This window comes from Lagierella massiliensis (assembly GCF_001407835.1).
Taxonomy (GTDB): Bacteria; Bacillota; Clostridia; order Tissierellales; family Peptoniphilaceae; genus Mediannikoviicoccus; species Mediannikoviicoccus massiliensis.
Map to the genome: position 1 here is coordinate 540,263 of NZ_CYUO01000004.1, position 15,827 is coordinate 556,089.

At 33.5% G+C, this 15,827-nt stretch carries 6 protein-coding genes; all 6 read left to right on the plus strand.

Features of this window, described 5'->3' with window-relative positions:
• The first annotated feature begins 20 nt into the window (after positions 1 to 20).
• The 6 genes from BN2746_RS02605 to BN2746_RS02635 all read left to right on the plus strand — a co-directional run bounded on the left by BN2746_RS02605 (position 21) and on the right by BN2746_RS02635 (position 15,797).
• Positions 21 to 2,504 (plus strand): hypothetical protein, encoded by a 2,484-nt coding sequence (locus BN2746_RS02605; protein ID WP_055078290.1) that lies wholly within the window; start codon positions 21 to 23, stop codon positions 2,502 to 2,504.
• Positions 2,505 to 2,963: 459 nt separating this feature from the next.
• A complete protein-coding gene (locus BN2746_RS02610) occupies positions 2,964 to 4,187 on the plus strand; it encodes a hypothetical protein (RefSeq protein ID WP_055078291.1) in 1,224 nt (407 codons plus the stop codon).
• A 24-nt stretch (positions 4,188 to 4,211) separates the two neighbouring features.
• Positions 4,212 to 10,853, plus strand: a complete 6,642-nt coding sequence (locus BN2746_RS09085) for a cell wall-binding repeat-containing protein (protein ID WP_055078292.1) — start codon at positions 4,212 to 4,214, stop codon at positions 10,851 to 10,853.
• A 478-nt stretch (positions 10,854 to 11,331) separates the two neighbouring features.
• Entirely contained in the window at positions 11,332 to 13,878 is a 2,547-nt protein-coding gene (locus BN2746_RS02625; RefSeq protein WP_055078294.1) for a YfhO family protein, read from the plus strand.
• Positions 13,869 to 14,939, plus strand: coding sequence for a GNAT family N-acetyltransferase (locus tag BN2746_RS02630; RefSeq protein WP_055078295.1), 1,071 nt, complete (start codon positions 13,869 to 13,871; stop codon positions 14,937 to 14,939). The genes BN2746_RS02625 and BN2746_RS02630 overlap by 10 nt, the downstream gene beginning before the upstream one ends.
• Positions 14,940 to 15,797, plus strand: coding sequence for a PIG-L deacetylase family protein (locus BN2746_RS02635; protein ID WP_055078296.1), 858 nt, complete (start codon positions 14,940 to 14,942; stop codon positions 15,795 to 15,797).
• Positions 15,798 to 15,827 lie beyond the last annotated feature (30 nt).

Genomic DNA, 15,827 nt, shown 5'->3' on the forward strand with positions numbered 1-15,827 from the left:
TTTTATTAAGGAGGAAAAAGTTGAAAAAGACAAGGAAAAACAGGTTAACGTCATTACTGCTTGCTTTAGTAATGATATTAGGAACCATAAGTCCAGCATTTGCAGCTGGATTTAGAGGTTTACCTGAATCAAACCAAAAATATGAAAGTGAATTGGTTTCAAAAAATGGTAAACTCCAAGGAAGACTTGTAGCTCCAAAAGAAGCACAAGTTAAAAGAAGCATTGCTGGCTTATTTAGAGCGCCAGCAAAAGCACCAGCAAAGTTTGACGAAACAACTGTAAAAGTAAACATTGTAAAGCACGGAATTGGAACAAATGAATTTGATTTCGATGCTGTGTTTGGAAACACTCCAGATACAAAAGTCACTCTTGTAAATTGGGATACAGATGAAACACAAGAAGCTACTTTTAATAAAGATACGCAAAGTGTTACTTTTGACAATCCTGTTTTAATGAAAGACATGACCAATGATGTTTATGGTATTGAATTTGAAGGAACTAATGTAGCTGGAAAGATTACTTTTGACGAATCTTCTCCAGACTATAGTGGGGGATCCAATATAACTACCTTTACCCTTGACCTTTACCAAGTCAGAAACACAGATGTAGTTGTTATAACAAAAACTGCAGACGGAACAGTAGTAGCAAATCCAACCACTATAACAACAAATGGTAAGATTACATTAACTGCAGGAGCAGTAACTGAAACTATAGACATTCCTACAGGAAATGACGCCACTGAAACCGTAACAAGAATTAATACAGGAAACAAAGATGATATCAACAATGGTTTAAACTTTACAATTGAAGGATTAGAAAATGGCGTATTAGTAGACAAAGCTAATAACAAAGTTTATAAACCAGAAATTAAAGTTGATTCAAATGGAATCGACCCAACAGAAATAAAATTCACAGAAAAACCAATCGTAACAGAAACAGAACCAAAGATTGACGATCCAGAAAATCCTGGAACAGAAATCACAGACCCTGACTATGTAAAAGTAACATTTTCAGCAGGCGAAAACGGAACAATTGCAGAAAACAAAACATATTATGTTTTCAAAGGCGTAGAAATGAATTCTGTTTTAACTGCACCTGATGTTACAGCAAATAAAAACTATGAATTTACTGGTTGGGATCCAGCTTTAGCAACTAAATATGATTCAGCTACAGAACATGTTGCTCAATATAAGAAAGGACTTCCAACAGTAACTACAACAGAACCATCAGCAGATGATTCAGATAAGTACGCTACAATTACCTTTATTCCAGAAACAAAAAAAGTAAACGGTGCACAACAATACGGAACAATTAAAACAACAGACGGAACAGAAGTGACACCAAATGTCGAAAATAATTCTCTAAGATATTGGGTATTAAAGACAGCAACTTGGAAAGATGTAAGAGATTTTGAAGACAATGGACAAAAAGTATTTGTAGAAGTCAAAGCAGATAATGGCACTGATAGTACAGACCACCCATTCATAGGCTGGAAACTTTATACAGACATAGTTAATCCATTTGACAATAACTTTTTTGATGAGCAAGAAGCGACTAAAACATTTGCTGATTTAGGAAATTATACTTTTGTGTCAAAGTTCAAAGCAAATGGTTATATTGTTTCTAATTCAAATTCACCTAAAGGTATACCAACTACTGATAGCGATGGTTATGAAGTAAATCTAAATAATGATTATGCAAGAATAAAATTTACAGTAGAAACAAATAACATAAAGAACGCAAAATTAGATCCAGCGCAAAATCTCGAACAGTATAAAACCGAAAAGTATAAAAATAGCACTGCTGATACTACACAAATTTCAGTTTGGATTGCTAATGATCTTATGAAAGATTCTAATCCAGACAAACCAACATTTGGCGCAATCAAACCAACTGTAACTGTAAAAAATCAAGAATATAAATTCTGGTATTGGGACGAAACCAAGAATAAAAATGTCGCAGTACAAGATAATGCCGCATTGGTAAACAATCAATATTACACAGCACATCTTGTTAAAAATGGACAAGAAATTACAGATGCAGATCCAGATTTACCAAAAGATGAAGCGTTTAAAGTCACATTAAATAGAGATGCTGAAACTGTAAAAGATGTAATTGGAACAGACGGTAAGTCCTTATATGGCAGAACATATGCCATCTTTAAAGACTCAAGCTTAACAGATGCAGGCGTAATTCCTCCTACTCCAGAAGCAATTAAAGACGGTCAAAATGCATTTTGGCATGAATCAGTAGAAGGAAAAGATATAGTAGTAAATGATCCAGCTAATGAAACAATAACTAAGGATAGAACATTTACTGCAAAGGGAATAAATGACATTGTTCCACAAAAACCAGGCGAAGACAAACCAAACGTACCAGATAACTTCGTATTAGTAGAATTCAAACAAGGTGAACATGGAACAATAGCAGAAACAGAAACAACAAAATATTGGGTAAACCCAACTGCAGGAAAGACAGTTGCAGACGTTACAAAACCAGAGTAACACNCAAAATATGATAAAGCTACAGAACATGTTGCTCAATATAACTACACTGGAGACGACGTAGTTCCACAAAAACCAGGCGAAGACAAACCAGATGTTCCAAAAAACTTTGTATTAGTAGAATTTAAACAAGGTGAACATGGAACATTAGAAGAAACAGAAACAACAAAATATTGGGTAAACCCAACTGCAGGAAAGACAGTTGCAGACGTTACAAAACCAGCAGTAACACCAGAAGAAGGATACAAACACACAGGCTGGGATAAAACAGATGACACAGCAATTACAGAAGCATTAGAAGTAACTGCACAATACAAGAAGAAAGTTGTAACAGAAGATCCAAAAGACGAAGACTACGTAAAAGTAGACTTTGCAACAGGCAAGGGAACACTTGACGGAACTTCAGAATACTGGGTACTAAAGAATGAAGAAGTAGAACTAACAGCTCCAACAGTTAATATGGGAACAATTACAGACTACACATTCAAAGCATGGGATCCAGCAGTTAAAACAACTTATACAGAAGACACAACACACAATGCAACATTTAACTACGCAGGAGACGACATTGTTCCACAAAAACCAGGCGAAGACAAACCAGAAGTACCAGATAACTTCGTATTAGTAGAATTCAAACAAGGTGAACATGGAACAATAGCAGAAACAGAAACAACAAAATACTGGGTAAACCCAACTGCAGGAAAGACAGTTGCAGACGTTACAAAACCAGCAGTAGTAGCAGAAAATAATTGGGAACACACAGGCTGGGATAAAGCAGATGCAGAAGAAATCAAAGCTGAAATGGAAATAACAGCACAATATAGTCAAAATTCATCTATTATAGCTAATCCAGTTCAAAAATATGATGAACCTACAGACGATCAATATATTGAAGGTGTTTTACCAGAAGGAAAAACTCTTCCAAAGGATGCAACAGTAGAACTTGTTGTAAAGAATGGGGACAATTATGAAAAGGTAGATGTTCCTGTAACAACTGATGGTGGAGTAATCAAAGTTGATGTTAAGAACGATAACATCAAACATGGTGAAACATATTACTTTGCTATTACAGAAGAAGGTAAGGTAACTTCTTACTCTGATACACCAGTTACTATTGATAAGCAAGGTCCTAATATGGGAAAAGCTGGCGAAGAAATTACTTTAGTTCAAGACGCTTATGGTTACCAAGTTAAAGTTTCTGCAAAAGCAAATGATGACGCTGGTATTTTAAGAGTCTATGCTGAAGAAGACAAAGAAAATGGATATTATGATAAAAACGCAGAAAACATTGAAGCTAATTTAGCTGAGTCTATTCAAAATCAACTTGGAGTAGAAAAAGTATTTAAAGTAACAGCAGTGGATAAATTTGGTAATAAGACTGAAGTAACAAAGACTGCTGAAGCTACAGGAACTCCAATTATGGTAAAAGCAGAAAGACCTCTTGATGGGGACGACTTTATCTATGTTACAACAGATGTAGGAGCAAGTCTTGTAATTACAGTTATTAATAGAGATAAAACAGAAGCCTTTACTATGACTTACGAACAAACAGCAGAATCTGAAGAAATTAAACTTGTTAATGCTGACGGTACTCCATTTAAATTAAGTAAGGGACAAAAAGTAAAGGTAAAAGCAAGTATAGACGGAAAAGAAGACAATACCTTAACAATTAGAGTACGATAAGTTCTTGAAATTCAAGGAGGAACTATGAACAAAAAAATATTGTCGCTTTTCTTGGCAATAGTGATGGTTCTTGGAGCGGTAAGTCCAGCTTTTGCAGCTGGATTTACTCCTCTGAACAATCCAGAAAAAGCCTCTGAAAGCGAATTAATTGAAGAAAATGGAAAGCTTAAGGCAAAACTTAGCCTTCCAAAGACAGAAAAAAGAAAAACGAGATCTATTGCAAGAGCAAAGGCTGGAGCAGAACCACAATTTGGTGAAACAAAAGTCACAGTCAATATTGCAAAGCATGGTATTGGAAGCAAAGAGTTTGCATTCGATACAGTTTTTGGAGTAGGAGCAGAAAAAAAGATAACTTTATACAACGACGCGGATAATTCTTCTCAAGATAAAACTTTCACTAAGGACGATGCGTCAATTACATTTGACACTCCTGTGCCTATGGATGACGTCGTAAATGAAGAAGTTTGGATTGAATTTGAAGGAAAAAATGTGGCAGGAAAACTCACTTGGGAAGAATCTGATCCCGACTACGGTGGAGGTTCTAATATAACAAAATTTACATTGGACCTTTACCAAGTGAGAAATTTAGATGTTATTGTTAAAACAGTTAATAGTAATGGAACTGTTGTAGAAAATCCTACTACAGAAGGAACAAATGGAAAAATTAAACTTGAAAGTTTAAATAAAGAGATTGATATTCCGAAAAAAGATGTAAAAGGTGTCTTTGTTGAAGGTTCTATAAGAGTAAGGGATGTGGATAAGCTAAATGCCGCCATTCAAAACTATTCCATTGAAGGATTGAAAGATGGCCTATTAGTAGACAAAGCTAATAACAAAGTTTACAAACCAGGAGAATTTGTTCTTGATGATGAGGGAATTAAACCTGCAGAAGTTACTCTTACAGAAAAGCCAATCGTAACAGAAACAGAACCAAAGATTGACGATCCAGAGAATCCTGGAACAGAAATCACAGACCCTGACTATGTAGCAGTAACATTCGCAAAAGGTGACCATGGAACAATAGCAGGAAACAAAACCTATTATGTTTTCAAAGGCGTAGAAATGGAATCTGCATTAACTCCACCAGCAGTAACACCAAATAATGGTTGGACACATAGTGGTTGGAATCCAGATTTAGCAACAAAATATGATAAAGCTACAGAACATGTTGCTCAATATAACTACACTGGAGACGACGTAGTTCCACAAAAACCAGGCGAAGACAAACCAGATGTTCCAAAAAACTTTGTATTAGTAGAATTTAAACAAGGTGAACATGGAACATTAGAAGGAACAACAAAATATTGGGTAAATCCAGAAAAAGAAGTAACAGTAACAGCTCCAACAGTAAACCCAGCAGAAGGATTTACATTTACTGGTTGGGATAATGATTTAACTCAAAAATTCACTACTGATACTGAAATTACAGCAGAATATACTAAAAAAGTAGAATTTCAGTGTTTATCAGAAGATGCTCTTAAGAATCAATTTGTAAATGCCGCTGACGGTTTATTCTCAAAGATAAACAGTAAAGAGGGAGTTTATATTGGCTCTTATGATAAGGCAACAAAAACAGTTGAAGTTGCAATAATAGATAAGACTAAGGGCATAGGTGAAATTTCAGGAACTGGCTTAATTTCTAATCTATGGGATTTAAAAGATAATAACTATCTATATTCATTTAAAATTGGTAATCAAGTTGAAAAAGTTATTACACCAACTATGACTATGAATGATGTTAAACAACTCGTTCTTTTTGATATGGCCAATGCTCTAAACAAGCAAAGTCTAAAAGGCTTAGAAGATTTTATAGGTGAAAGTATTACTCTACAAGTTAAGGTTAAACAACCTGGATGTGAAAATGCTGTAACTATTGACTATACAATTAAAGGTAAAGAAGCTATATCATCTATACTAAAAGATAAGCTTGATCCAAAGGATATAATTGTATGGAAAGATACTCCAGCAGATGAAATTAACTGGAAAGATGGAGTAAAACTTAATGATGCAAATAAAGATAATGAAGAATACAAAACTTATCTTAATGATGCCATAGTCGAAGAAGCATCAGAACCAGCAAGAAAGACCGATACAGTCGGAAATATTCCTGGTAAAGTAAAAGTTACTTTCAGTGATGGTTCAAGTTTAATTGTTGATAAACAAAATCTAATTGTTAAAGAAAACATCCTTTCTAACGAAGAAGAAGCACCAAAAGATGCAATAGAAGTTAAATTCTATTTAGGCGAAGGTGTAAAAGTTGTTAAAGAAGGTGTTACTACAGAAGGTAATAAGGATAATCCTGTACTTTATAGAACTTACAAAATAAAACCAGGAACAGACTTAGGTAGTTATAAACACTCACAACTAAATGAAACAATATTTGAATTAATAAATGCTGAAGTAACTGATGGATATAAAGAACCAGTTACTTGGAAGGGAAATATAACAAGTAACCCTGATAACTATGTTGTAAGTAAAGATAATAATGAATTTACAGCAAGTGCTAAAAAAACACCTGCAGTATGTAAACCTATTAACGTTTTAAAAGAAGAATTTGAAAAAGCTGCAAATGAAAAGTTTAATGAAATAAAATCAAAAGATGGAGTTTACTCTGCGGTTTATGATGCTGACAAGCACAAGGTAACTGTAACAATCCTTGATAAAACTCAAAAGTTTAAAGAACTAAGAGGAACTGGTCTTGTAGCAGGACTATTTGAACTAAAAGAAAAGAACCATGTTGTAGCAATTCAAATAGGTGCACAAGATAGAATTAATCTTCGAGATGACCTTACTATGGGTGAATTAGCTCAACTTATATCTTTTGGAATTGGAAATGAGCTTAACGCTCAAGGTGTTCCAAACATACAAACACTTGAAGATTTTGCAGGAAAGACAGTAGCTGTTAAGTTATATGTAAAAGAAGCTGGATGTGATAACGAAGTATCCGTAATTTATTATATAACTGGACAACTAAATGACTCAGACAAGGATATAATTCCTTACGAACCAGCTGATCCTCAAAATCCAACTGATGAAAATGATCCAAATATTCCTAAAAAAGATAAAGATGGAAAAGATATTGTACCAAGTGATTTTGTTAGAGTAGCATTTAAAGTAGATCCAAACCCATCAGGAACACTTACATTCGATGATGTTGTAGAAAAATCTGTAATATCAGCACTTGTAAGAATCACAAAACCACAAAAGAAGTGGGCAGACTTTACAATGCCAACTACTAACGATACAGACACTTATAAATTCTTGAAGTGGGAAATGCCAACTAATACAGTTGTTGCCGATGGCGATGTTGCAGTAGCTAAGTTTATTAAAAACGGCGACAAAATTGACCCTAATGACAATGTTCCACAAGGAGTTCACAAAGTAACTCTAAAACAAGGAATGGGTGTTGAAGATAACGAAAAATATGCAATATATGCAGTATTTGATGGCAAGACACTTGAAGAAGCGGGAATAGTATTTGATCCAGTTGCGCAACAAGGATTTAATAATCCGGCATGGTATGATGATCAAACTAAAGTTGAAAATCTTGGTGAAGTTACTGTAACAGAAGATAAAATTTTCGAAGCAAGAGCAAATGCTTTACAATGTTTAACAGAAGACGGCCTTAAAGAACAATTTGAAAAAGCGGCAAATCCAAAGTTTGACAAAGTAGGTTCAAAAGAAGGCGTATATATAGGTCACTTTGATGAAGCAAAGAAAGAAGTAACCGTTTATATTATCGATAAGACCCAAGGTGCTAAAGAAATTTCTGGCACAGGACTTATTTCTGGCCTTACTGACCTTTATAAGAACAATTATCTAACAAAGATTCAAGTTGGAAATGAAGAAGAAAGAGACCTTAAAGCTTTAGCAAAAGCTGCACCAGATGCAGGTATGACTGTTGAGCAAATATTTAAGACTTTTATAGGCACAGATATTCTTAACGCAGTTCAATCTGAAGGAAATAAAACAGGCACTTTAGAAGACTTTATTGATAAGACTGTAGTATTAAAACTTACTATTGAACAACCTGGATGTAATAAACCAGTTACAGTTGAATATACAGTAAATGGCAAAGAAGCTGCAGCATCTCTATTAAAAGACAAGCTTGACCCACAAGATATTTCAGTATGGTTAAAAGATAAAATTAACTGGAAAGACGGAGTTAAGTTAAAAGAAGGTACAGAAGATGCTGATGGCATGTTACAAGGCTTACTTGATAAAGCTACAGTAACAGATGAATCAGGTAGAAATTCTGATACAGTCGGAAAATATCCAGGAACATTAAAAGTAGTATTTGAAGACGGATCTGAACTTACTGTAGAAAATCAAAATCTATATGTAAGAGAAGAAAAAGAAGAAATTACAGATAATAATAAAGATTGGCCTATTCCAAAGGATGGACTTGAAGTTCAATTTAAAGCAGGAGAAGGCGTAAAGAAAGAAGCTGAAGGAACAGACTTAATAAAGACTGTATTAATGAAGGTAGGAACAGTATTAGAAGCTAAAGACTTCCCAGCAGTTGAATTAGAAACTGGATATACTAAGCCAGCTAAATGGACTGGAAATGGAACTAATGAAGGATTTGTAGTTTCTAAAACAAATAATGTATTTACTGCAAATGCAGAAAAAACTGGAGACATCATCGTTGATGACACACCAGACACAGATGATGATAAACCAGAAGGATATGTAACTGTTAAGTTCTTACCTGGAGATAATGGAAGTTTAGAAGGAGCTACTAAGTTCTATGTAAATCCAAATGCTGGAAAGAAGAATTCTGATTTAACAGAACCTACTATTAAACCTAATGTTGGATATAAAGTAGCAGATCCAAAATGGGATCCAGAATTTGTAACAGATGAAGAAATAAAAGCAGATGCAACTTATACTGCTAAGTATACTAAGTTAGATGACATTATTAATGGTCATGATGATAATGGCGATGAAGTTGAAAAACCTGAAGGATATGTAACTGTAAGATTCTTAGTAGATAAAAATGGAACATTAGATGGGGAAACACTTTACTATGTAAATCCAGAAGCTAAGAAGACTATAATGGAGATTACTCCTCCAACAATAAAAGTTAAAGAAGAATATGTTGCAAAAGGCTATAACGTTGGTGACCCAATGTGGGAACCTGATTTAGCGAATGATGAAACACCAATAACTGCAGATAGATACTATGTTGCAAACTTTGACTGTGATCATCCAGTTCCAACTGAATTTGAAATTAGTTATATTTCAGGAAACCCAGAAGGAGGTAGTGTAACACCAGCATCTGAAACAGTAGTAATTGACGGTGGAGAAATAAAAGGCTCAACTGCAACAGCAAATGAAGGATACAAATTTGTTAAGTGGATTGATGCAGAAGGAAACGAAGTATCAAAAGATGAAAAATTTGTACCAACAAAGAGAGAATCTGCAAAATATATAGCAGTATTTGAAAAAGAAGAAACAGTGACACCAGAGCCAACAGAATTTACTATCAAATATAGATCTGTTGATAAGAACATGGGAACAGTTTCTAAAGAATCAGAAACAGTAGCAATTGATGGTGGAGTAATAGAAGGATCAACTGCAACAGCAAAATCTGGATATAAGTTTGTTAAGTGGATTGATACAGACGGAAATGAAGTATCTACTGATAAGAAATTTGTACCATCAAAGAGAGAATCTGCAACTTATATAGCAGTATTTGAAAAGATTCAAAAACCTAATCCAACTGATCCAACTACACCAACAGAACCATCTACACCTTCAGAACCAACTAAACCAGAAGGCGATAGAATTAATGGAAAAGATAGAATAGAAACAGCTATCGAAATATCCAAGAAGTACTTTGGACAATCAAGCACAGTAATAGTAGTAGATAGAAAAGACTTCCCAGACGCTATGACAGCATCAGTGCTATCAAAGCTATTGAAGGCACCAATACTACTAACAGAAACAAACAAGCTTGACCCAAGAGTAGCTGCAGAAATCGAAAGACTTGGAGCAAGAGACGTAATAATCGTAGGAGGAAACTCATCAGTATCAGAAGCAGTTAAAAAAGAATTAGCTAAATTTGATAAAGACACAGTAGAAAGAATCTACGGAAAAGACAGATACGAAACATCAGCCCAAGTAGCAAGAAGAGTAGTAGGAATAACAGGAAAACTTGGACACGCAGTAGTAGCATCAGGAGAAGTATTTGCAGACGCATTAACAGTAGCACCATACGCATCAAGAGAAGGTTACCCAATACTATTAGTAAAAGCAAATAACTTACCAAAAACAGTAAAAGATGTTATGACAGAATTAGCTATAAACAAAGTAACAATAGCAGGCGGATACACAACAGTAGAAAAATCCTTAGAAACTTCACTACCAACAGTAGTAGAAAGACTAAGAGGAAAATCAAGATACGAAACAGCAATTGATATAGCAAACAAGAAGTTTAGTTCAGCAAAAGAAATATTCCTTGCAAACGGAGAAGAGTGGATGGACGCACTTGTAATAGGACCAGTAGGCGGAATCTTAGACATGCCAATCCTATTAACAGAAGCAAACAGTGCACCAAAATCACTAAGAGACTATATCGCAAAAGCAAACATCGAAAAGATAACAGCAATAGGCGGTAGAAGTATGGTAAGTGACAGAGTTCTAAGCGAACTAAGCAAATAGAAAAAAGAAAAAGAACTTGGGAGAAATCCTGAGTTCTTTTTGTTTAATTGTTCTCAAGGGGGAAAATGAACTGCTTTCTATCGGTTCCTATCCCCCTTGAACCCCCTTTACCTCCAAACGACTCGGGGAAACCCCGAGACCCTTTGGGAAAGAGGAAGAAAATCTTGTTGGATTTTCTACTTGTTTTTATAGTTGTGTTTTGGGGGTTTTTGTCTTACGAAGTTTTTATTTCCCAGTATTGTCATTCTGAGCGGAAATTTTTTTGGAACAAAAAAATTGTAGTCGAAGAATTCTTGACCTAACAGAAGACGAAGTCTTCGTTGTAGGTCAAATGTCGATCTCGTTTCACTTTCCGAAAAAAAGTGTCAGAAGGAGATCTCGTATTTTACTCGTCACTCAAATATCTAACTTTCCACTTTTTGACCCTTTTTAATGAAACCTTTTTTATTTTCAAGTATAATACTGTAGAGGGGGAGCTATGAGACAAAGATATGAAAGATTAAAACAAAAAAAATATTTTTTCTTCACATTGGCTTTTTTGATTCCATTTTTGACTTTTATAATTACATATATTGCAAATGGATACTATCCCATTGGGAGGAATCAAATTTTAATAGTGGATGCATATCATCAATATTATCAATTTTTTCAGGTGTTGAGGGACAAGTTAATTAATGGTGGAGGTTTTTTCTATACTTTTTCCATGGGCCTGGGTTCTGACTTTTTAGGACTGATGGCATATTATTTGATGTCTCCATTCAATATATTTTTAATTGCAATTCCAGAAGATTTTGTAATTGTATTTTTTGAATTCCTTATTGCATTAAAAATTGGATTGGCGGGACTTAGTTTTAGCGTCTTTCTTTATTCCATTTACAATAAGAAGGACTATTCATTGGTTGTGTTCTCTCTAATCTACTCACTAAGTGGATTTATATGTGGATACTACTGGAATATAATGTGGCTTGATGTAATAATTTTATTTCCACTTACAATTCTTGGAATTAAGAAAGTAGTTTTTTCAAACTCATATAAATTTTATTTTTTCAGCTTGCTTGGCTGTTTTATTTGTAATTATTACATGTCTATATTTGTAGTTGTAGCGATTATTTTATTTTATTTTGGCTACAGCTTTGTCAACAGATTAAATATTAGAGATTTTTTAAAAAAAGGATTTAAAACTCTTTATTATTCGGTTGCTGCTGCACTTTGTTCTGCATTCATACTTGTGCCCACTGCAATTGGACTAAGCCGAGTTTATAAAACTCCAGCTGCCTTCAATGAAAAAGTTAAACTTATAAATGATTTTAGGGATTTGATGGCAAATGGACTTGCCTTTAACTCATCGACAGTTAGAGATGGTCTTCCAAATATTTACAGTGGTCTTATTATAATATTTTTTATTTTTGTATATATTTTTGTAAAGGGCATCTCCAAGAGGGAAAAGTTAATTAGTATGCTTTTTATTCTCTTTTTATATCTTAGTACCAATGTCAATGTGCTTGACTATATTTGGCATGGATTTAGATATTCAAATATGCTTCCTTCAAGATTTACATTTATACTCTCTTTTATGATAGGTATAATTTGTTATAAAACTTATGAGAACTTAGAGACTACCAGCATAAAAAGGATATTACCTTTTGCAGTGCTATCTTTATTTATAATTTATTTTGTTGGTCAGGAAAGGGACTGGGAGATTACAGTTGCTAACCTATTTTTGATGTTTGCATATGTTATATGTACCTTTTTAATAATCAGAGAGGAAAACTTTGGAAGGAATATATTTTGCATTTTGCTTTCCATAGAACTTGTAGTTAATGGATGCTTTGGACTTTACTCAGGTGGAAGTACGGATTATTATGACTTTATAAAGGGCAAAGATGAGATTAAAATATTGCAGTCAGAAATAGACCACACGGAATTTAAAAGACAGGAGTCTATGGATCGATTTACGTTCAATGACCCAGCACTTTATGGTTACAATGGATTATCATTATTTTCGTCAACACTCGATAAAAGGGTTTCAACATTTTTAGAAAAGATGGGACATAGTACAAGTCCAATTGGAAATAGAATTTACTACAATTACACTACGCCTGTTATAAATGGATTTTTAAATATTGGATATCTATATGAAAGAGATGACAAAGTCGATGTGTTTGGTTTTAAGGAGATTTCAAGTTGGGGTAATGTCAGGCTCTTAGAAAATGAGTACTGTCTTCCACTGGCATTTGAACCTAAAGGGGACATATCTAAAGATAATTTTAAATATGATAATATTGAAAATCAAGAAGAGCTTTTTAAGCTAATTACAGGAGTGGATAAAAACATTTTTAAGGAAGTCAAAAGGGTTTCAGAGTCTGGTAATGGATTAAAGATAAGAGATTCTCTTGAAGATAAAATATTTTTTGATACCACTGAAGATACTGCAACTCTAACCCTTGAATATGAAGTGCCAGATGACGGATACTATTATTTTGACTCCGATAGCGTTGGTGATGACAAGTTTACTGTAGAATATTATGAAGAAAAAACTTCCTTTGATATTCGAAATAAGAATATAGTTGGAGGCCTTTACTTCAACAAGGGAGACATCTTTAAGGTAAAGGTTGATATTGGAAGTGAAGATAAGGACAGTTTTTTATTTAGAGTGTTTAAGCTTGATGAGGGAAATTTTGTTAAAGGCTTTGAAAATGTTATGGCAAATGGTGCAAAGAATGTGAATATTCATAAAGAAAAAGTAAGTTTTGAAATAGAAAGTGACAGCGGAGAAATACTTACATCAATTCCATATAACGAAGGATGGAAGGCATATGTTAATGGCAAGGCTGCTAAAACAGATGATTTCTATGGAAGCTTCTTGAAGATAAAGGGTGTTAGTGGACAAAATCATGTTGAGTTAAAATATACTCCATCAGGATTTTTAATTGGACTTTTAGTTTCTTTGCTAATGGCTACTGTTCTGGCATTTACAAACAAAGAGAAGTTAAAGAATATAAGAAAGGGAAGAAGATGGAAATAAAAAGGATTAAAACTTTAGAAGATTTTAAAAAATATATTCCTGACATTGAAAAGCTTTGGGAAAGTACAAGGGAAAAAATAGTTTTTTTATCCCCAATATTTTTAAGGGAATATGTAAAAGCAAATGAAGGTGAAAATCTTCTCTATTTATTGATGTACGAAAATAACAATCCAATACTTCTTGCCCCTTTTGAAATAAGAAAAAGGAAAGTTGCGCTTTCTAAATGGACAGAATTACAATTTGGTCTTGAAGGAGATTTTAAAAATATACTTTTAGGAGACTCTGTTGTAAATTACGACACGGCAATTAAAAATCTTTTTAAATACATTGAAAAGCTTTCAGTTGACCGAGTTGTCTTGGATAATATTTTGCCCCAAACAAATCTGAGTAAATATATTTTAAAAAATCAAAAGCTAAATGGACACTTCAGTCAACAAAATATGGTTCCAACTTTAAAGTTTGATGAATATGAAAACTTTGATGAATTTAATAAAACTTTTCCTTCCAATACAAGGAAGTATAAAAACAAGATTTTGAGAGAAAAAAATATAGAGTTTGAAGTTGTGGATAATATGAATGAAAAACTTTACAATGAGATTAAAAAAATTCATATTGAAGAAAAGAAGTTTTTAAAATCCCTTGGACGTAGCGAAAGATATTCCCTATATGAGGATGAGAAGAGAGAAGAGTTTATAAAAAATGTTCAGATAGGTTCAAATTTAGTTAAGAATTTTATCATCCGTGATATTGATAAGAACAAAGTTATAGCCTATAGAAATTGCTATGTAAATGGAGATGAGCTTGTGTCATGGAATACAGGATATGACCCAGACTACAGAGAGTATAGACTTAACAATGCACTATTCTATTTTATATTTGAAGATTTATTTAAAGGTAATGGGTTTAAAAAATTTAACTTCGGCGTGGGAGGATATGCTTGGAAGTTTGGATATGCAAATTCATTTACAAATATATACATTTTAGACTTATTTCTTTCGGATAAGGGAAAGAAGATAAAGAAAATGATTGGCTTTAAAAAAGCCTTGGAGGAATTAAAATAAATGTGGAAAGATACTCTTGCAGAAATTTTATACTATCCCATAAAATGGTTTAATATTTTTAATATTAAGAAGATGTACGGAAGAAAAAGTTTTGAAAATCTAAAGGAGATAGAAATACCCTTAGGCGAGACTTTGGTTATATCTCCCCATGTAGATGACGAAACTATTGGATTGGGTGGATTATTATTAAGAAACAGAACTAACAATGATAAAGTTGATCTTATTTACCTTACGGACTCCTCAGGGTCGAAACCGATAAAAGGAGTTGACATAAAGGCAGAGAGAAAAGCCGAGGCAGAGGTTTTGGTAGAGACCCTTGGTATAAGGTCATTAAAAATATTTGACGCTGAAAATAACAACGTAAACAAATATACTTCACAGACAGCAAAGGAACTGGAAGATTATCTAAGGGATAAAAAATATGAAAATGTCTTTATAGTAACTCCATATGACTCCCACTACGAACATAGATGGTGCAATTATGTGTTTAGAAAGGCATTGGAAGATTTACATTTGGACTTTAATATTTATCAATATGAAGTTAGCAGTTTTCTTCCAGACCACCTTGTAAATTCTTATTTTAAAATTAATGAGAAGGAAAAAGAAAAACTTTTTAAGATCTTTAAGAGTCAAAAGGTGGGAATGGACTTTGATATTTTTCTACAGTTAGAAAAGTATAAAGGAAGGGCATTTAAAGAAAAGTCATATGTTGAATTATTTTCCAATATGAGTACAGCTGAATATAAAGCAATGATGGATGAAATTAACGACAAAAAGATTCAAAAACTTTTACCAAGAAGGATTGCAAACCATAGAACTTTTTATAAGGTGCTTAGAGATAACAGGGAAATAAAATAAAAAATAGTCAAGACTCATACTTTGTCGAGT